This is a genomic window from Brevundimonas sp. GW460-12-10-14-LB2 (assembly GCF_001636925.1).
Classification (GTDB): domain Bacteria; phylum Pseudomonadota; class Alphaproteobacteria; order Caulobacterales; family Caulobacteraceae; genus Brevundimonas; species Brevundimonas vesicularis.
The window spans coordinates 984,825-1,001,859 of sequence record NZ_CP015511.1; the positions used below are offsets into that span (position 1 = coordinate 984,825).

Consider the following 17,035-nt stretch of genomic DNA (forward strand, 5'->3'; position numbering starts at 1 on the left):
AGGCAGGGGAGCCGGGTTCCTAACGGCAGACGGGGCAATAGCAAGGGCTAAGCGAGGTATAGTGGCGGAAGCGGTGGGATTCGAACCCACGGACGGCTCTCACCGTCGCTGGTTTTCAAGACCAGTGCCTTAAACCACTCGGCCACACTTCCTTGCCGCCGCAGCGGAGGCGGACGCCATAGCAGGCGAACGGGTCATTAACCAAAGCGGAAATGTCTTCGGTCATCCTGTTTTCGTATTTTTTGCGAGGCGGGTCGATGACGTTTGGACAGGGAGTGCGCGGCGCGCTGATCCTGGGGCTGTTCTCGGTGCTGGCCGCCTGTTCGACGGCGGGCGGCGTCGATGTCGGCGGATTGCGCGGCGAGGCGCGCCTGCCCGTGGTCAAGGATCCGGCCCCGATCGTGTCGGGCACGATGCGCCCCTATCAGGTGCGCGGGCGCTGGTACACGCCCAAGGAACAGCCGGATTATGAGGAGGTCGGGATGGCGTCCTGGTACGGCGACGCCTTCAACGGGCGGCCGACCTCGACCGGCGAGCGGTTCGACATGCATGCCCTGACGGCGGCCCACAAGACCCTGCCTCTGCCCGGTCTGGTCGAGGTGACGAACCTGGAGAACGGGCGGCGGCTGGTGGTGCGCATCAATGACCGGGGGCCGTTCGTGGACAGCCGGATCATCGACCTGTCCCGCGAGGCGGCGAGCGAATTGGGGATGCTCTCGCAGGGCGTCGGTCGGGTGCGCGTGCGCTACCTCGGCCGGGCGCCGCAGCAGGGCGGGGGCCCGCTATTGCGGGCCTCGGTGCCGACGCCGCGCGGCGCGGTCCCGGCCAGCACACCCGTCAGCGTGGCCGCCATTGCGCCCGCTCCAGTCGCGGTTGCCGAGGTAACGACCTTTTGGGTTCAGGCAGGCAGTTTCTCGGATCAGGTCGAGGCCGGACGAATCGCCGACAGCCTGAGCGGCTGGGTGCGGGCCGATCGGGGCGCGGGGCGGTTCAATGTGGTGGTGGGCCCTTGGGACAGCGCCAATGCGGCCGAGGCGGCGCGTCAGTCGGTCGTGGCGCGGGGTTATGCGGGCGCCCTGTTGATATCCGGCAGCTGATCGCGCGGGCGGGCTTGCGCCGGGCGGCGTCGGCGCGCCATGAAGGCGCGTGACCCGTGGACAATTCATAAGCTTCGAAGGCGGCGAGGGCGCCGGCAAATCGACCCAGGTCGGGCGGCTGGTCGCGCGGCTGCAGGCGGTGCTGGGCGAGCGCAAGGTGGTGCGCACGCGTGAACCGGGCGGCTCAAGGGGCGCGGAGGTGATCCGCAATCTGGTGGTGGCCACGGACGCGGAGCCGTGGTCGGCCATGACCGAGACCTTGTTGATGTACGCCTCGCGCTCGGACCATCTCGAGCGGACCATCCGCCCGGCGCTGGCGGCCGGCGACTGGGTGGTGTGCGATCGGTTCGCCGATTCCAGCCGCGCCTATCAAGGCGCAGGCGGCGGCGTGGCGCAAAGCTTCATCGAACAGATCGATGCGGGCGTGGTCGGGGACGACCAGCCGGACCTGACCCTGGTGTTCGACCTGCCAGTCGAGGTCGGCCTGGAGCGGGCGTTCGGGCGCGGCCTGTTCGAGACTCGGTTCGAATCCAAGGGTCTGGAGTTCCATCAGCGGCTGCGCGAGGGCTTTCTGAGGATCGTCGAGGCCAATCCGCAGCGTTGCGTGCTGATCGACGCGGTCGGATCGCTGGACGAGGTCGAGGCGCGAGTCTGGCAGGTTGTACAGGACCGGCTGCTGTGAGCGATCACCCGCGTGACCGGTTCGACCTGATCCCTGATGCCGCGGCGGAGACGGCGTTTCTGGACGCCTGGGAACGGGGGCGGCTGCACCACGCCTGGCTGTTGTGCGGGGTCGAGGGGACGGGCAAGGCGACCTTCGCTTATCGGGCGGCGCGACGGCTGCTGGGCGCGTCGGCCGATCCGGGTTCCGGGCCGCTGGGCGCGCGGCGCGATGATCCGGTCAGCCGGCTGATCTCGGCCCAGTCGCATCCGGACCTGCTGGTGCTGGAACGCTTGGTCGAAGGGGGCAAAACCAAGAAGTCGATCTCGGTCGATCAGTCGCGCGAATTGCCGGAGTTCTTTTCAAAGAGCCCGTCGCAAGCCCAGTTTCGGGTGGCGATCATCGATGCGGCAGACGACCTTAATCTCAACGCCGCCAACGCCTTGCTGAAGGTTCTTGAGGAGCCGCCCGAGCGTGGCGTGCTGTTTCTGGTCACCCATGCGCCGGGGCGGTTGCTGGCGACGATCCGATCGCGGTGCCGGCGGCTGAGCTTTCCGATCTGGGCGCCGGATCGGCTGGAGACCCTGGTGCGCAACCGGACGGGCGCAGAGCATGAGGACGCCAAACATGCGGCGATCATGGCGGGCGGATCGCCCGGCGCGGCCCTGGCCTTGGCTTCAGGCGCGACGTTTGAGATGGACCAGCTGGCGCGGCGCTGGGTCGAGGGCGATATGGACCGGGCCGAAGCCCTGGCCATCGCCGACCGGTTCCGCGGCGCCGAGGGGCAGGAGCGATTCGAGACGCTGATGGACCGGCTGATCGCGGCGGTGCGTATGCGCGCCTTGCAGAGCGCGCCGGGCGCCGGCAATCGCTGGGCCGAACTATGGGAGCGACTGCAGCCCCTGCCGGAGCGGGCGGCGGGATTGAACCTGGACAAGGCCGATGTGCTGGCCGGGGCGCTGGCGGACCTGAAGCGGGTTCAAGCCCAGCAGGAGCGGACGGGCTGATGCTGATCGACAGTCACGTGAACCTGCACGCGCCGCAGTTCGACGAGGACCGGGACGCCGTGATCGCGCGCGCGAGAGAGGCGGGCGTCGGGCTGATGGTGGAGATTTCCGACAAGCTGACGACCTTCGAGGCGACCCACGGGATCGCTATGGCGAACCCCGCCATCTGGTGTACGGTCGGGGTCCATCCGCACGAGGCCAAGGATGCGGCGGACCTGACGGCGGCGACCCTGATCGAACTGGCCCAGCGGCCCAAGGTGGTCGGGATCGGCGAATGCGGTCTGGATTTCCACTACGACTTCAGCCCGCGCGAGGTGCAGGCGGCGGTGTTCCGGCAGCATGTGGCGGCCGCGCGCGAAACCGGTCTGCCGCTGGTGATCCATACGCGTGAGGCGGACGATGTGATGGCGTCGATCCTGCGCGAGGAATATGCAGCAGGGCCGTTCAAGATGTTGATGCACTGCTATACGAGTGGTGCGGAACTGGCGAAAATCGCTGCTGAAATGGGCGCGTGGTTTTCGGTTTCCGGCATCGCGACCTTCAAGGCGGCCGAGGATGTGCGGGCGGTGATCCGCGACATGCCGGGCGACCGGATCATCGTCGAGACCGACTGCCCCTATCTGGCGCCCATTCCGCATCGGGGGCGGCGCAACGAGCCGGCCTACATCGGTCATGTGCTGGACAAGCTGGCCGAAATCCGCGGCTGGAGCGCCGAGGAAGCGGATCGCCTTACGACCGAGGCCTTCTTCGGCCTCTTTGACCGGATACCCAGACCCGCATGAGTTTCGAAGTCGTCATTCTGGGCAGCGGGTCATCGGGCGGGGTGCCGCGTGGGGACGGGGACTGGGGCGCCTGCGACCCGGCCGAGCCCAAGAATCGGCGCACGCGCTGTTCGATGCTGGCCAGAAAGACCGGCGCCGAGGGGGTGACCACTGTCCTGATCGACACATCACCGGACCTGCGCGAACAGATGCTGGCCAGCGGCACGAAGCATGTGGATGCGGTGCTCTACACCCACGATCATGCGGACCAGACCCATGGGATCGACGACCTGCGCACCTTCGCCGCGCGGGCCAGGAAGCGGATACCGGCGTGGATGGATGCGGCGACGCATGGTTCGCTGACGCATCGGTTCGACTACATCTTCGAGAGCAAGTTCGGTTATCCGCCGCTGCTGGACGGACGGATCATTCCGCCGCATGGCACGGCCTGGTCGGTCGAGGGCGCGGGCGGCTCGATCCCGGTCACGACCTTTGATCAGGCGCACGGGCCGATCCGCTCGGTCGGCTATCGATTGGGCGATGTCGCCTATTCCAGCGATGTGTCCGATCTGGACGAGGCGGCCCTGGCCGCGGTGGCCGGGTGCAAGCTCTGGATCGTCGATGCGCTGCGTTATGCGCCGCATCCGACCCATGCCCATCTTGACCAGGCCCTGGCGTGGATCGCCGCCGCAGACGTAGAGCGTGCGGTGCTGACGAACCTGCACATCGATATGGATTACAAGGCGTTGTCGGCGCTTGTTCCCGAAAACGTCGAGGTCGGATTCGATGGCTGGAGCCGAGTGATCGGCTAGCTTGCGCCGGCCTTGTGGTTTTTCCAGTCGAATAGCTCTTCCAGCACCTGCACCGCCTGACCGCGTTCCGACGTCAGATCAGGATCGCGGTTCATGATCAGCCGCGCATCGTCGGCGGCCGCCAGCATCAGACTGCGGTGGCGGATCGGGTCGGCGAAACGATAGGCGGGAAAACCGCTCTGTTTCAGGCCCAGGGGATCGCCGCCGCCACGCAGGCGGAAATCTTCCTCTGCGATCTCGAAGCCATCCTCGGTGCGACGCAGGGTTTCGAGCCGCTCTTTCGCCGTCTCGCCGAGGGCGCCGTCCTGACCGCCGTACAGCAGGATGCAGGAACTGGCCTTTGATCCGCGACCGACGCGGCCGCGCAACTGGTGCAACTGGGCCAGGCCGAAACGGTCGGCGTGTTCGATCACCATGATCGAGGCGTTGGGCACGTCCACGCCGACTTCGACCACCGTGGTGGCGACGAGAACCGGCAGGCGGCCGTCGGCGAAGTCGGCCATGACGGCCTCGCGCTCCGCGCCCGGCATCTGGCCATGAGCCAGGCCGACCTCGACGCCCAGCAGGCGTCGCAGATCGTCGGCGCGATCGACGGCGGCCGCCAGGTCGATGGCCTCGGATTCCTCAACCAAGGGACAGATCCAATAGGCCTGGGCGCCGCTCTCGACGGCGGTCTTCAGGCGGGCGGCGACCTCGCCGATACGGGCCAAGGGCAGGACGGCGGTCGTGACGGGCGTGCGGCCGGGCGGTTTCTCCATCAGGCGACTGACCTCCAGCTCGCCGTATTGCGTCAGCTCCAGCGTGCGGGGGATGGGGGTGGCCGACATGGTCAGCAGATGCACGGCCCCCAGGCGCGGGTCGCCCTTGGCTTGCAGTCTCTGGCGTTCGTTCACGCCGAACCGGTGCTGTTCGTCGATGACGGCCAGAGCGAGGCGGTCGAAGCGAACGGCGTCCTGGAACAGAGCATGGGTGCCGATGGCGACCTGGGCGTGACCCGAGGCCAGGTCAGCCAGTTTCTCGCGCCGTTGTGCCGGGGTGTCGCGGCCCGTGAGAAGGACCGCGGCGACGCCGGCTGCATCCAGTATGGGGCCGAGCTTCTCGTAGTGCTGGCGCGCCAGGATTTCGGTCGGGGCCATGAGTGTGGACTGGAAACTGCTGGCAGCGGCGTCGGCCAGCGCCAGGGCGGCGACGGCGGTCTTGCCCGAGCCAACATCGCCTTGCAGCAATCGGCCCATCTGCTGGCCCGACGCCAGATCACGACGGATTTCGGCGATGGCCTGGGCCTGGGCGTTGGTCAGCTGGAAAGGCAGAGCCTGGAGAAGGTGTTCGGACGCTGCGCCGGGGGCGATGACGGGGGCGGGCCTGATCTCGCGGGCGCGGCGACGACGGGCCAGAGCCAACTGATGGGCCAGGAACTCGTCATAGGCCAGGCGCTGGCGGGCGGGGGCGTCGGGCGACAGGTCCGTCTCGGCTGTGGGTGCATGCAGCGCGTCCAGAGCGGCGCGCCAACCCAGCCAGTTCTGTTTCTTCAGCCAGGCGGGATCCTGCCATTCCGGCAGATCGGGGGCGGCAGGCAGGGCGGCCTGGACCAGTTTGCGCAACTGGCGCGAGGTCAGGCCTTGGGTCGCCGGATAGACGGGTTCGGAGGCGGGGATGTCAGCCGCCTTGTCCAGCGTAACGATGTCCGGGTGGACGATCTGGACCTCGCCGTTGAAGCGTTCGACCTTACCCGAGACCAGCCGGGTCTCGCCACGCGGCAACAGCCGGTCGATATGCTGGGGCGAACCGCCGAACCAGACGAGATGCACGAAGCCGGTCGGATCGCTGGCCCGGACCTTCAGCGGCGCGCCGGGGCGGCTGGGCGTGAAGAGGCGATCGATGGTCACGGTGAAGACGCCGACCTCGCCATCGATGGCGCTGGCGGCCTCAGCAGGGCGGCGCACGATGACGCCGGACGGGCTGAGGAACAGCAGATCGCGAACCAGCGGGCCCGCCACCTTTTGCACCAGAGGCAGGACGCGAGGGCCCACTCCCTTAAGGGTCGAGACCTCGGCGAACAGGGGGAAGAGAATCTGCGGACGCATCGCCGTGAACATAGCGTGACCATGACGGGTGGCGAAGTGCGTTCAGGAACGCTATCTGCGCTTCTTCCATTTGAAGACGCTAACGCTCTCCACGCGGTGGCTCGCTGCTTGAGCGTCTTCCCACTTTGCCGGGCAAGGATTCTTGTGGCCGAAATCGACGCGCGTTCCGAAAGCGAAATGACCCCTGAGCAGATGACGCCTGAGCGCAGGCAGCGGCTGGGACGCATTCAGTTCCGCGCCTGGCGGCGGGGCTTTCGCGAGGCCGACATGGTGCTGGGTCCGTTTTCCGATCAGGTTGCGCCGACCTTCACAGATGCGGAACTGGACCAGTTCGAGCGGCTGATCGACGAGGAAGATCAGTGGCTTTACGGCTGGATCATCGAGCGTGATCCGACGCCGCCCGAGTTCGAGACGCCGGTGATGGCCAAGGTGCGCGCCTTCATGCGCGCCCACGTCGCGGCCGAAGTCGGCAAGGGAATCGGCTGATGGACGCCAAGGTCGAATACCGAACCGACGCCGACTTGGGCGGCGCGCCCGAGGGGTTGGACGCGCTGATCGTCGCCGAACGGATCAAGGCCGGCGGCGGCGTCGGCCTGTTCGTCGCACGCGACTTTCAGAGGTCGGGCAGCTTCGTTCAGGCGTTTCAGTTCTTCTCGAAAGATATTGAAGTCCTGGATTATCCTGCGTGGGACTGTCTGCCCTATGACCGACTGAGCCCCACGGCGGGAATCGCCGCGCAGCGGATGGCGACGCTGACGCGGCTGGCGATGCGCAAGCCTGGCGATGCGCCGGTTCTGGTCGTGACGACGGTGTCGGCGGCCATGCAGCGCACGCCGCCCAAGTCGGTCACGACACAGGCCGGGTTCGAAACCAAGGTCGGACGCGATCTCGATATCCAGGCGCTGGAGCGATATTTCGCCGCCAACGGCTATGTTCGGGCCTCGACCGTGTCGGAGCGTGGCGAGTTCGCGGTGCGCGGCGGGGTCGTCGATGTCTATCCGCCCGGCTTCGAGGAGCCGGTCCGGCTGGACATGTTCGGATCCGAGCTGGAATCGATCCGCACCTTCGATCCCGAAACGCAGCGGTCGACCGGCCAGATGACGTTCGTCTCCCTCGCGCCGGTGTCGGAGGCGCTGCTGGATGCGGCGGCCATCTCGCGCTTCCGCACCGGCTATCTGAACCTGTTCGGCGCGCCGGGCGACGACCCGCTGTATGCGACGATCAGCGAGGGCGCGCGGCGTCAGGGCATGGAACAGTGGCTGCCGCTGTTTTATGAGACCTTGGACAGCCTGTTCGACTATCTGCCGGACGACGCGGCGATCTTCCTCGACAACCAGGTCGAGACGGCCCGCGCCGAGCGATGGGATCTGGTCGCCGACGCCTATGATGCGCGCGCCGAGGCGGCCAAGGCCAAAGGACAGGCCAGCGCCAATCGCGCCTTGCCGCCAAAGCGGCTCTATCTGGACGCCGGAGACTGGAACCAGGCGCTGGCGGGTCGCGTCGTGCGTCGTTTCACGCCCTTCTCCACGGGAGGCGAGGATGCCGGCGGACGGTTGGGCCGGACCTTCGCCGCCGAGCGGGCGCAGGACAGCGTCAATCTGTTCGAGGCGGTGGCGGCCCATGCGGCGGCGCTGAAGGCCGACGGCAAGCGGGTGCTGTTCGCCTCCTGGACCGAAGGATCGTCGGAGCGGCTGGCGACCATGCTGGCCGACCATGGGCTGGATCACATCGTCGCCGTGCGCGACTGGGCCGACGTTCAGGCGGCGCCGAAGGACCTCTATCTGCGCGGCGTCCTGCCGGTTGAGCATGGCTTCGTCACCGACGCCGTGGCGGTCATTTCGGAGACCGACATCCTGGGTGATCGGCTGGCGCGACCGCGCAAGAAGCGCCGCGCCTCGAACTTCCTGGCGGAGGCGTCGGCCCTGACGACGGGCGATCTGGTGGTTCACCTGGATCACGGTATCGGCCGGTATGAAGGGCTCAAGACGCTGGAAATCCAGCAGGCCCCGCACGACTGTCTGGAACTGTTCTACGCCGGTGAGAGCAAACTTTATCTGCCGGTTGAAAACATTGACCTTCTGACCCGATACGGCTCGGACTCCGAGGGCGTCCAACTGGACAAGCTGGGCGGCGCAGGCTGGCAGGCCAGAAAGGCCAAGGCCAAGGAACGTCTGCGCGCCATGGCCGAGGGGCTGATCGCCCTGGCCGCCAAACGGGCGCTGCGCGAAACCGATGCGGTCACGCCGCCGCCGGGCCTGTTCGCCGAGTTCTGCGCGCGCTTCCCCTATGAGGAGACCGACGATCAGCTGAACGCCATCGGCGATGTGCTGGAAGATCTGGGCAAGGGCACGCCGATGGATCGCCTAATCTGCGGCGATGTCGGTTTCGGCAAGACCGAGGTGGCGCTGAGGGCCGCCTTCGTCGTCGCAATGACGGGGCAGCAGGTGGCGATCGTCGCGCCGACGACCCTGCTGGCCCGCCAGCACTACAAGACCTTCACCGAACGCTTCGCCGGCTGGCCGGTCAAGGTGCGTCAGTTGTCGCGGATGGTGGGGTCCAAGGAGGCGACGGAGACGCGCGCTGGGCTGAAGGATGGCTCGGTCGAGATCGTCGTCGGCACCCATGCGGTGCTGAGCGAACAGGTCGGCTTCCGCGACCTGGGCCTGGTCATCGTCGATGAGGAACAGCACTTCGGCGTCAAGCACAAGGAGAAGCTGAAGACGCTGCGCGCCGACGTGCATCTCTTGACCCTGACCGCCACGCCAATCCCGCGCACGCTTCAGATGGCGCTGTCGGGCATCCGCGAGATGTCGATCATCGCCACCCCGCCGGTCGATCGCCTGGCGGTGCGGACCTACGTCACGCCGTGGGATCCGGTGCTGGTGCGCGAGGCTCTGCTGCGCGAGAAATATCGCGGGGGTCAGGCCTACTACGTCGCGCCGCGCCTGAAGGACCTGCCCGCCATCGAGAAATTCCTGCGCGAACAGGTGCCCGAGGTGAAGTTCGTCGTCGGCCACGGCCAGATGAGCGCGACCCAGTTGGAGGAGGTGATGAGCGCCTTCTACGACGGGGAATATGACGTCCTGGTCTCGACTACGATTGTCGAGAGCGGGCTGGATATCCCGACGGCCAATACGCTGATCGTGCACCGCGCCGACATGTTCGGTCTGGCGCAGCTTTATCAGATCCGGGGGCGGGTCGGCCGGTCCAAGGCGCGCGCCTTCGCCTATCTGACGACCGATGCGGTCAAGCCGATGACCCTGTCGGCCGAGCGGCGGCTGCAGGTTCTGCAGTCGCTCGACAATCTGGGCGCCGGCTTCCAGTTGGCCAGCCACGATCTGGACCAGCGCGGCGGCGGCAATCTGCTGGGCGACGAGCAGTCGGGCCACATCCGCGAGGTCGGCGTCGAACTGTACCAGCAGATGCTGGAAGACGCCGTGGCGGAGCTGCGTGAGAAGGGCGAGGGACAGGCGGTGGATCGCGGTTGGTCGCCGTCGATCAATGTCGGCGCTTCTGTCCTGATTCCAGAAGATTACGTACCGGACCTGAACGTGCGCCTGAGCCTCTATCGTCGTCTTTCCGACGCCGAACAGGCCGAGGATCGCGAAGCCTTGGCCGCCGAACTGATCGACCGTTTCGGGCCACTGCCGGATGAGGCGCAGCAACTGCTGAAGATCGTCGGCATCAAGTCGAACTGCCGCAAGGCCTGCATCGAGAAGATCGACATCGGCCCGCGCGGCGCGGTGCTGACGTTGCGCGACAACAGCTTCCCCAATCCGGCGGGACTGGTCGGGCTGATCCAGAAGAACCATGCCTTCTGGAAAATACGGCCGGATCAGAAGATCGTCGTGTCGGGCGATTGGCCGACGGCGGAGGAGCGTCTGAAGGTGGCCGAGCGGATCACCGCCGATCTGGCGCGGGTGGCGGGGGCGTAAAGCCCCTCAGCGCGTCTTTTCGAACAGGTCGGCTGAGGCGCGCTCAAGCAGGGCGGCGGCGCTTTCGTCGGGGCGCATCTCGGCGGCGCCGACGTCGAACTCGGCGACGAAGGGCGACCGGTCCGGACCGGCGTCGAAGGCGGTGCAGCCGATCACGGCGGCGATTCGCTCTGCGGCCAGACGCGCCGGTTCAGCGTGGGTTGCGGGCAGGGCAAGAGCGAAAACCTCCTTGGCCAAGCGGGCAGGGGTGTCCTCGACACGGACAAGGCGCGAAACCATGGCCCCGATCTGCGGCATGGCGCGATCCAGCCAACCGCCCTGACGCGCCCAGGTGACGGACTCGGTTTCGCGCACCCTCAGGACGCAGACGGATAGCGGGCGCTTGCGCGCGCGCGAGGCCTCGGCGACGCGGCCCAGGTGGCTGGCGAACAGTTCGGGCGTGAACAGGCCTGTTTCCGGATCCATCACGTCCAGGCTGCGCACCGAGTCCAGCGTCTTGCGAATGCCCAGGTGGATGCGGTGCGCGCCGGCGAGGGCCAGGATCCGCTCGGCCGTTTCGCCCTCGGGCGTGTCGGCGGAGGCGACGTCTGCGAAGCCGCGGTTGAACAGTTCAGCCAAGCTGATCTCGTTCCTGCCGCGCAGATAGAGCATCAGCGGGATATGATAGAGGCGCGTGTTGCGCTTCATGCCCGCCGCGATCGACAGGGCCGGCGCATGGTCTTCGGCGCCCCACAGAACGGCGGCGTCGAACGGGCTTTCGTGCAGATAGTCGAAGGCGGTGTAGGGCGTCGGCGCTGCGACCACCTCGACCCCGGCCGCGGTCAGGGCGTTCGACAGGGCGAGAAAGCGCCGGTCGGCGACGCCGGCGGCCAGAACGCGCAAGGGCCCATCGTCGTCGGTCCTTTTGTCCAAGCCGACCCCGCGCGTGGCGAAGGTGGTGACGCGCAGCCGATATTCTTCTTCGGCGATGGCGGCCCGGCCCAGCTGCTCCAGACGCAAGGCGGCCTGGGCCGGATGCGGCGGCGTGGACATGGTCAGATCCGCACCCTTCACCGAATCAGGGCGGGCGCCGATGACCACGATGGGCAGGCGGCGCGGCTCGGCGGCGGCGCGAAGGCGAGACGCCACATCGGCGTCGAAGGTGTTGATGTCGATGACGGCGGCTTCGAGCGGAAAGTCCTGAAGCGTCATCTCGGCCGAGATCACGTCGCGGGCGGTCACCGTCGTCCAGCCCAGCGCATCCAAACCCGCAGCGAGCGGCCCGATCCGGCCATCGTCAGCCGCCAGGATCAATACGCGCGCGTCGAAAGCCAAGCCCATCGTCTCCAAAAGTCGCCGCGCCAATAGCCGGCCGGAAACGCGCGGACCATAGCGACGAGGGTATTAAGGATGCAATGTCGCCCGGCCAAAGGCATGCGGCCGGATCCCGAATGATCGTCCTCACGCGGATGAGACTTTCGCCACAGACGAATTCCGCTAGGTTCCGCCGCTTGTGCAACGGTTGTGGGGACCGATTTGAGTGAGCAACTGACACGGTCGGTCCTGAAAGCGCCCGGGTTCTGGGGTGGGCTGGCCGTGCGAGCGTTTACCCGCAGCTGGGGGCGCGACGTCATGCTCTATACGGGCGGCGTGTCCTTCTTCGCCCTGCTGGCCGTGTTTCCGGCGATCGCCATCCTGATCGGCTTCTACAAGTTGGGTCTGTCGATCAGCGAAGTCAGCGCCCAGGCGACCGCCTTGTCGGACCTGCTGCCCAAGGCGGCGCAGACCATTTTTCAGGGCGAAATCACGCGTTTGAGCAATGCATCGGCGCGGACGGTGTCCGCTCAGAGCGCCTTCGCCCTGTTCGTCGGCGCCTACGCCGCGCACCGGGGTTTCAAAGCCTTGTTGGCGGGATTGAACCTGATCCATGATGAGACCGAGCCGCATGGCTTCTTCAAGTTCAATCTGCTGGCCTTCTTCGTGGCCATCTTCGCCTTTGCGCTGTTTACTGTCGTGTCGGGCGCGGTCGTGACCGTGCGGATCATGGCGCATGCGTCGTCGTCGGCCGCCGGCCTGCCTGGGCGCAGCGGCATGGCGCCGCTGGATGCCTTCCTGCCCGCGATTGGCTTGGTGATCGGACTGACGCTGCTTTACCGCTACGCCATGAGCCACAGGGCGCCGGTCGCCTGGCTGCCGGCGACGGCGGGCGGTCTGGTGGCGACCTTGATGTCGGTCGTGTCGTCGTGGCTGTGCGCCATCTATGTCGAGCAGATCGCGCCGCTGGGGGCCACCTATGGATCGGTCGGCGCCGTGGTGGTGCTGCTGATCTGGCTGTCGTGGAACGTCAACGCCATCTTCTACGGCGGCGCGTTCGCGACCGAGATGGAATTGGCCGCCAAGGCGCGCACGGTCGCTGACACGCCGCCGGCCGATGTCGTCAATCTGTCGGAGCGTCGGGCCGGCCGCCGGTTTCGATCGTAATGCGAAGAAGGCCGTCGCCGTCCTCGACTTCGATCACGCGGCCGCCTTTCTGTGACATTAGAAACGGCACATCGATCCGGGCCATCGGATCGGTGGCCAGCAGCACGATCCGCGCGCCGGGCGAGGCGGTTTCCAACGCCTTCATCAGCTTCAGGCTGGGAACAGGGCAGCGGTGACCCCTGGCGTCTATGACGACAGAATCGCTCACGCGAGCCGATCCGCCAGCAGTTCCAGCGCCACACGAACGCTGGCTTGGCGAATGTCGTCGCGGCCGAGGTCGCCGAACCGCTCGACACGGTGAACGACGCCTTGTGGGCCTGACGCCGCGAAGTGGACCAGACCCACGGGTTTATCGACCGATCCGCCGCCCGGTCCGGCCACGCCTGTTACGGACACAGAGACGGAGGCGCGCGAGTGCGCCACGGCGCCCTCAGCCATCGCCACTGCGACGGCTTGCGACACGGCGCCGTGGACGGACAGGCTTTCCAGCGACACGCCCAGCATCTGGGCCTTGGCCTCGTTGCTGTAGGTGACGAAGCCGCGATCCAGGACCGCTGACGAACCGGGGATGGCCGTGATCGCAGCGGACACCAAACCGCCCGTGCAGCTTTCGGCCGTCGCCAGCATCAGGCCGCGTTCGCTGGCCGTTGCGACAATCTGTTGCGCCAGGTGTGCGATATCTTGGGAAAACATGGTCTTTTCATAGGCCGCGAACCCCGCTCTAACCAGAGGCATGACCGAGGCTATCGATCCGTTACGCCCCGCAGCCCCGACATCGGATCGCATCGCTCCGATCCTGTTCGCCGTCGCCATCTTTACATCGGCCTGCCTGGTCTTCGTCGTTCAGCCGATGGCGGCCAAGCTGCTGTTGCCGACGCTGGGCGGATCGCCTTCGGTGTGGAACGCGTCGATGGTGTTCTTCCAGACCGCGCTGCTCGCCGGATATGGCTATGCGCACCTGCTGCAACGTTTGGCGACGATGCGGGCGCAGGTCGGGGTTCACCTGGGTCTGCTGATCGTGGCGGCGTTTTTCCTGCCCCTGCAGATCAGCGGCCTGTTGGGTGATCCCGAGCCGTCCCAACCGGCGATGTGGCTGCTGGCGACGCTGGCGGTGTCGATCGGCGCGCCGTTCGCGGTTCTGTCGGCGACCGCGCCGCTGCTTCAGGCCTGGTATGCGCGCGTGCGGGCCGGACATGCAGACGGCCAGAATCCCTACGTTCTCTATGCCGCCTCGAACCTGGGCAGCTTCCTGGCCCTGCTGGCCTATCCGGTCTTGATCGAGCCGCTGGCCAGCCTGTCGGGTCAGCGCCTGGGCTGGAGCGTCGGCTATGGGGTGTTCGTGGTGATGGTCGTGGGGCTGGGCGTTCAGGTCTGGCGACGACGCGAGATTGGAACGGCGGAGCCCGCGCCACTTGAGGCCAGCCCGCCGATTGCTTGGCGCGAAAAGGGGATGCTGGTTCTGCTGGCCGCCGCACCGTCCAGTCTGATGCTGGGGGTGACGGCGCATCTGACGACGGATGTGGCATCGGCGCCCTTTCTGTGGGTCATACCGCTCGCGCTCTATCTGCTGACGTTTGTCATCGCTTTCCAGACCCGGCCGGCTGCTTCGCCAGCCATCGGCCTTGGTTTGCAGGCGGCGGCGGCAGCGGCCTGCGCCGCCCTGATTGCGTTCCGGACAGGCGAATGGCTGCTGGTGTTCACCATCAATCTGGCGGCCTTCTTCTTTACCGCACTGATGTGTCACCAGCGGCTGGCGGCGCGGCGGCCGGCGCCGGATCGTCTGACCGAATTCTATCTGTTGCTGTCGCTGGGCGGCGTAGTCGGCGGACTGTTCAACGGCCTGATCGCGCCGGCCGTTTTCGACATGGTGTGGGAATATCCGCTGGTGCTGGTGGCGGTCGGATTGCTGCGGCCGTGGAGCCGTCGCGAGATCAGGCCGTGGGAGATCATCTGCTGCGTCGCCGGCGTGGTCATCGCACTGTTGGGGCCGCTGTCGATGGAGGCGGTCCGCTATGCGCCCGACATTCGCGCGGCCATCCCGGACGCCGAACTGGTGCGGATCGCGCAAGCCATCCTGGGGATCGCGACCCTGTTCGCCTTCCTGGTCCGCGATCGGGCGGTGATGTTCACGATCGTTTTGGCCGCCATCGTATGGTCCGGCTATCATCTGGCGCGCGGTTATGACTGGGCCCTGTCGGAACGCAGCTTCTTTGGCGTGATGCGGGTGGCCAATATCGACGATCCGCTGATGGGCGGGCCGGTCCATGTGCTAATGCACGGCACGACTTTGCATGGCGCCCAGGCCCAGGCGCCGTCGAACCGCTGTCAGCCAACGCTCTATTATGCGACTTCGACGCCGCTGGGGCAGGCGATGCTGCAGATGCAGGCACGTCGGCTGGACGGCGCGCGCGTCGGCGTTGTGGGGCAGGGCTCGGGCGCCATGGCCGCCTACAAGCGCGCCCAGGACCAACTGACCTTCTTCGAGATTGATCCGATGGTGGATCGGCTGTCGCGCGACCCCCAATGGTTCAGCTTCATCAATGGCTGCGCCGATGGGCCGGTACGAACGGTTCTGGGGGATGCGCGCCTGACGATGGATCGCGAGCCGGCGGGATCCTACGACCTGCTGGTCATCGACGCCTTCTCGTCCGACGCCGTGCCGACGCATCTGCTGACGGTGGAGGCGATCCGCGGCTATCTGCGGCTGCTTGCGCCCGACGGCGTCGTGGTGCTGCATCTGTCGAACCGGAACCTGGAGATCACCCTGCCGGCCGAGGCGGCGGCGCAGGCGCTGAAGGTTCCGAACCTGCACCAGGTCTATATCGAACAGTCGGGCCAGGGCGACATGGCCGAGGCCTCGACCGAAGCCCTGCTGATCGGCAGGAGCCCGGCGGCGCTGGAAGGCTTCAGAGACGATGCGCGCTGGCGCAAGCTGTCGCCGACGACGGTGCGTCCTTGGACGGACGACTACGTCAATCTGTTCGGATCGCTGGTGCGTCAGATGAAGATGGCGGCGCGCTAGACGACTGGCGTTTCCACAGTCGCCACGGCCTGTGCGGCCAAACCCTCGCCGCGTCCGGTGAAACCAAGTCCTTCGGTCGTGGTGGCCTTGACGCTGACGGCGTCGAGCGGAAGGTTCAGAAGTCCGGCGATCCGGTCGCGCATGGCTTGGCGGTGCGGCTTCACCTTGGGTCGTTCGCAGATCAGGGTGACGTCGACATTGACGATGCGGCCGCCGCGCGCCGCGACCAGTTCGGCGGCATGGATCAGGAACTGATCTGACGAGGCGCCTTTCCATTTCGGATCCGTCGGCGGGAAATGGTCGCCGATGTCGCCCGCCGCGATGGCGCCCAGGATGGCGTCGGTCAGGGCGTGGAGACCGGCGTCCGCGTCGGAGTGGCCAATCAGCGTTTGATCGTGCGGCACCTCGATCCCGCAAAGCCAGACGGACCCGCCGGGCCCCCAGCGATGCACGTCATAGCCGGATCCGATCCGGGTCTGATAACGCTGCGCTTGGGGCAGCAGAGCTTCGGCCATGGCGAAATCCTCGGGATAGGTCAGTTTCATCAGACGCGCATCGCCCTGAACCAGGGCCACCGCGCCGCCGTTGCGCTGTACGACGACGGCTTCGTCGGTAGGGACCTCGGCGTCCGACCAGGCCGCATAGGCGGTCTCGATCACGCCCCGGCGGAAGGCTTGAGGCGTCTGGGCGCGCCACAGACCGTCGCGATCAACCACGTCGGTCATGATTTCCGCCTCGCCACGCCGAAGGCTGTCGGCGACAGGCAGGGCGGGCAGGGCGCCGTTCGAAGTTTCAAGGGCCGACAGTAGACGGTCGATGACGGCGGCGTCCAAAAGCGGACGGGCGGCGTCATGGATCAGCACTGGCTGATCCGTTCCACAGGTCAGGGCTGCAAGCCCGGCGCGGACCGAATCGGCGCGGGCGGCTCCACCGACGACGGCTCTCCAACGCGGCAAACCGGACAGCACCTCGGCCACACGGTCAAGGGCGTCAGGGGCGATCACGACGATCAGTTCGTCGGCGCCGGCGTTCAATAAGGCCTCGGCAGGCCAGCGCAGCACGGGCTTTCCACCTAGGTCCCGCCACTGTTTGTCGCCGCCGGCGCGCGAGCCGGAACCGGCCGCGACGATGATGCCCGAGAATGTCATGGCGGCCTTGATAGTGCGCGCGGCGACGGGGCGAAACCATCAAAGCGC

14 protein-coding genes and 1 tRNA gene are annotated in these 17,035 nt (G+C 66.9%); 9 read left to right on the forward strand and 6 right to left on the reverse strand.

Annotated elements, in window-relative coordinates; genetic code table 11:
- Positions 1-62: 62 nt before the first annotated feature.
- Positions 63-152: transfer RNA gene (locus A4249_RS04735), tRNA-Ser, on the reverse strand.
- A 105-nt stretch (positions 153-257) separates the two neighbouring features.
- Between A4249_RS04735 and A4249_RS04740 the strand changes: the two genes are divergently transcribed.
- Genes A4249_RS04740 through A4249_RS04760 form a run of 5 tightly spaced genes read left to right on the forward strand, consistent with a single transcriptional unit; the run spans position 258 to position 4,338 of the window.
- Positions 258-1,097 (forward strand): septal ring lytic transglycosylase RlpA family protein, encoded by an 840-nt coding sequence (locus tag A4249_RS04740; protein WP_066554793.1) that lies wholly within the window; start codon positions 258-260, stop codon positions 1,095-1,097.
- 49 nt (positions 1,098-1,146) lie between these two features.
- A complete protein-coding gene (gene tmk, locus A4249_RS04745) occupies positions 1,147-1,779 on the forward strand; it encodes a dTMP kinase (protein WP_066551396.1) in 633 nt (210 codons plus the stop codon).
- Positions 1,776-2,765: a DNA polymerase III subunit delta' gene (locus A4249_RS04750; protein WP_066551397.1), complete on the forward strand. Its 990-nt coding sequence runs from the start codon at positions 1,776-1,778 to the stop codon at positions 2,763-2,765. Before tmk ends, A4249_RS04750 begins: the two co-directional genes overlap by 4 nt.
- Positions 2,765-3,547 carry a TatD family hydrolase gene (locus tag A4249_RS04755; protein ID WP_066551398.1) on the forward strand — a complete coding sequence of 261 codons (783 nt, stop codon included), beginning with the start codon at positions 2,765-2,767 and terminating at the stop codon, positions 3,545-3,547. Before A4249_RS04750 ends, A4249_RS04755 begins: the two co-directional genes overlap by 1 nt.
- The gene (locus tag A4249_RS04760; RefSeq protein WP_066551399.1) at positions 3,544-4,338 is read left to right on the forward strand and encodes an MBL fold metallo-hydrolase; all 795 of its coding nucleotides are present in this window, start codon (positions 3,544-3,546) and stop codon (positions 4,336-4,338) included. Before A4249_RS04755 ends, A4249_RS04760 begins: the two co-directional genes overlap by 4 nt.
- Here the strand turns inward: A4249_RS04760 and recG are convergent.
- Positions 4,335-6,422, reverse strand: coding sequence for an ATP-dependent DNA helicase RecG (gene recG / locus A4249_RS04765; protein WP_066554794.1), 2,088 nt, complete (start codon positions 6,420-6,422; stop codon positions 4,335-4,337). The two genes, A4249_RS04760 and recG, sit on opposite strands and share 4 nt — an antisense overlap.
- Positions 6,423-6,566: 144 nt before the next feature.
- On the opposite strand from recG, the gene A4249_RS04770 reads away from it, so the two are divergent.
- Together A4249_RS04770 and mfd are read left to right on the forward strand one after the other, a co-directional pair.
- On the forward strand, positions 6,567-6,908 hold the full coding sequence (locus A4249_RS04770; RefSeq protein WP_082854057.1) for an FAD assembly factor SdhE: 342 nt from the start codon (positions 6,567-6,569) through the stop codon (positions 6,906-6,908).
- Positions 6,908-10,357 carry a transcription-repair coupling factor gene (gene mfd, locus A4249_RS04775; protein ID WP_066551400.1) on the forward strand — a complete coding sequence of 1,150 codons (3,450 nt, stop codon included), beginning with the start codon at positions 6,908-6,910 and terminating at the stop codon, positions 10,355-10,357. The genes A4249_RS04770 and mfd overlap by 1 nt, the downstream gene beginning before the upstream one ends.
- Positions 10,358-10,363: 6 nt before the next feature.
- Here the strand turns inward: mfd and A4249_RS04780 are convergent, their stop codons facing one another.
- Complete coding sequence (locus tag A4249_RS04780; protein WP_066554799.1) at positions 10,364-11,671, reverse strand: diguanylate cyclase domain-containing protein; 1,308 nt, start codon at positions 11,669-11,671, stop codon at positions 10,364-10,366.
- 297 nt (positions 11,672-11,968) lie between these two features.
- Between A4249_RS04780 and A4249_RS04785 the strand changes: the two genes are divergently transcribed.
- Positions 11,969-12,817 carry a YihY/virulence factor BrkB family protein gene (locus A4249_RS04785; protein WP_442854496.1) on the forward strand — a complete coding sequence of 283 codons (849 nt, stop codon included), beginning with the start codon at positions 11,969-11,971 and terminating at the stop codon, positions 12,815-12,817.
- Here A4249_RS04785 and A4249_RS04790 read toward each other — a convergent pair.
- Together A4249_RS04790 and A4249_RS04795 are read right to left on the reverse strand one after the other, a co-directional pair.
- The gene (locus A4249_RS04790; protein ID WP_066551401.1) at positions 12,774-13,025 is read right to left on the reverse strand and encodes a sulfurtransferase TusA family protein; all 252 of its coding nucleotides are present in this window, start codon (positions 13,023-13,025) and stop codon (positions 12,774-12,776) included. The genes A4249_RS04785 and A4249_RS04790 overlap by 44 nt on opposite strands.
- Positions 13,022-13,510, reverse strand: a complete 489-nt coding sequence (locus A4249_RS04795) for a CinA family protein (protein ID WP_066554802.1) — start codon at positions 13,508-13,510, stop codon at positions 13,022-13,024. Before A4249_RS04795 ends, A4249_RS04790 begins: the two co-directional genes overlap by 4 nt.
- A gap of 40 nt (positions 13,511-13,550) precedes the next feature.
- Between A4249_RS04795 and A4249_RS04800 the strand changes: the two genes are divergently transcribed.
- Positions 13,551-15,839 carry a spermidine synthase gene (locus A4249_RS04800; RefSeq protein WP_066551402.1) on the forward strand — a complete coding sequence of 763 codons (2,289 nt, stop codon included), beginning with the start codon at positions 13,551-13,553 and terminating at the stop codon, positions 15,837-15,839.
- Here the strand turns inward: A4249_RS04800 and A4249_RS04805 are convergent.
- Positions 15,836-16,987, reverse strand: a complete 1,152-nt coding sequence (locus A4249_RS04805; protein ID WP_066551403.1) for a bifunctional 2-C-methyl-D-erythritol 4-phosphate cytidylyltransferase/2-C-methyl-D-erythritol 2,4-cyclodiphosphate synthase — start codon at positions 16,985-16,987, stop codon at positions 15,836-15,838. The genes A4249_RS04800 and A4249_RS04805 overlap by 4 nt on opposite strands.
- Between the last annotated feature and the right edge of the window lie 48 nt (positions 16,988-17,035).

Bases quoted from the DNA above. Each gene is read 5' to 3' on its own strand.
- A4249_RS04800 (WP_066551402.1), top strand. From the start codon at position 13,551: ATGACCGAGGCTATCGATCCGTTACGCCCCGCAGCCCCGACATCGGAT.
- A4249_RS04755 (WP_066551398.1), top strand. From the start codon at position 2,765: ATGCTGATCGACAGTCACGTGAACCTGCACGCGCCGCAGTTCGACGAG.
- mfd (WP_066551400.1), top strand. From the start codon at position 6,908: ATGGACGCCAAGGTCGAATACCGAACCGACGCCGACTTGGGCGGCGCG.
- A4249_RS04805 (WP_066551403.1), bottom strand. From the start codon at position 16,987: ATGACATTCTCGGGCATCATCGTCGCGGCCGGTTCCGGCTCGCGCGCC.
- A4249_RS04740 (WP_066554793.1), top strand. From the start codon at position 258: ATGACGTTTGGACAGGGAGTGCGCGGCGCGCTGATCCTGGGGCTGTTC.
- recG (WP_066554794.1), bottom strand. From the start codon at position 6,422: ATGCGTCCGCAGATTCTCTTCCCCCTGTTCGCCGAGGTCTCGACCCTT.
- A4249_RS04785 (WP_442854496.1), top strand. From the start codon at position 11,969: ATGCTCTATACGGGCGGCGTGTCCTTCTTCGCCCTGCTGGCCGTGTTT.
- A4249_RS04795 (WP_066554802.1), bottom strand. From the start codon at position 13,510: ATGTTTTCCCAAGATATCGCACACCTGGCGCAACAGATTGTCGCAACG.
- A4249_RS04760 (WP_066551399.1), top strand. From the start codon at position 3,544: ATGAGTTTCGAAGTCGTCATTCTGGGCAGCGGGTCATCGGGCGGGGTG.